The following is a 1,150-nucleotide window of genomic DNA, read 5'->3' on the forward strand; positions in this document are numbered from 1 at the left end:
ACGAGAAGTAATAAGAGTATTAGCGTTATCTAAAGGCTGTCTCTTATACACATCTAGATGGGACGCAACGAGAAGTAATAAGAGTATTAGCGTTATCTAAAGGATATGCTGTCTCTTATACACATCTAGATGTGTATAAGAGACAGGTAATAAGAGTATTAGCGTTATCTAAAGGATATGAGTTGTCTCTTATACACATCTAGATGTGTATAAGAGACAGATTCAGAGCCGACTGATTTATAAAAAAATATTAAGAAAAGTAAAGAATCAGGGAGAAAAAGCTAACACGTATCAATGCGCATCGTAATGTGGTAAAATGATTGGTGTAAGGAGGTATAGTGCACATGCCACTTACAGGAAAAGAAATGCTTAAGCTTCTTAAAAAGAATGGCTGGATTGAACGGAGACAAGAAGGTTCACATCATCATCTATATAAAAATGGTGTTCGGATTACTGTTCCTGTTCATGCTGGTCAAGATCTTGGGAAGGGACTTGAGCAAAGAATTTTGAAGGATGCAGGACTTAAATAATCCTGTATCCAATTTTCAGAAAGGATGATCAATGATGTTTAATGGACCCCTAGCAAAAGCCTATCCTGCTATTTTTCATAGAGAAGAAAATGGTGGCTATTTTATTGAGTTTCCAGATGTGCAAGGTGCCTATACTGGAATTAATGAAGATGATATAGCGTATGGAATTGCGATGGCCGAAGAGGTACTCGGGATGGTTTTAGCGGATATGATTGAACACGACGATCCTTTACCAGCTCCAACACCAATTAAGAACCTTAAGTACGAAGAATCAGCCTTTGCAACACATGTTAGGGTAGATGTTGAAAAATACTTCAAGGATAACAAAATGGTCAGAAAGACCTTAACAATTCCACAGTGGGCAGAAAATATGGGGCAAAGAGCAGGGATCAATTTCTCTCAAGTTTTAACTGATGCAATTTCGCAAATTGCCGTAAATAGTTCGAATGCACACCACTCAAAATAAATTGGTAGGTAACTGAGTAGAAAAAGATGTGTATAAGAGACAGGTTCTTGGTCTTGCGAAAACCAACAAAAAGCCTGAAATCCTGTCTCTTATACACATCTAGATGTGTATAAGAGAATGGTTATAAAGTTCTTGGTCTTGCGAAAACCAACAA

General features: G+C 37.3%; 2 protein-coding genes. Both read left to right on the forward strand.

Annotated elements, in window-relative coordinates; translation table 11 throughout:
• Positions 1–344: 344 nt before the first annotated feature.
• Positions 345–530: a type II toxin-antitoxin system HicA family toxin gene (locus A5875_RS17090; RefSeq protein WP_088934813.1), complete on the forward strand. Its 186-nt coding sequence runs from the start codon at positions 345–347 to the stop codon at positions 528–530.
• A gap of 31 nt (positions 531–561) precedes the next feature.
• A complete protein-coding gene (locus tag A5875_RS17095) occupies positions 562–996 on the forward strand; it encodes a type II toxin-antitoxin system HicB family antitoxin (RefSeq protein WP_441316227.1) in 435 nt (144 codons plus the stop codon).
• Positions 997–1,150: the final 154 nt, after the last annotated feature.

It is taken from the genome of Enterococcus sp. 3H8_DIV0648 (assembly GCF_002140655.1).
Taxonomy (GTDB): Bacteria; Bacillota; Bacilli; order Lactobacillales; family Enterococcaceae; genus Enterococcus_A; species Enterococcus_A hulanensis.

Bases quoted from the DNA above. Each gene is read 5' to 3' on its own strand.
- A5875_RS17095 (WP_441316227.1), top strand. From the start codon at position 562: ATGATGTTTAATGGACCCCTAGCAAAAGCCTATCCTGCTATTTTTCAT.
- A5875_RS17090 (WP_088934813.1), top strand. From the start codon at position 345: ATGCCACTTACAGGAAAAGAAATGCTTAAGCTTCTTAAAAAGAATGGC.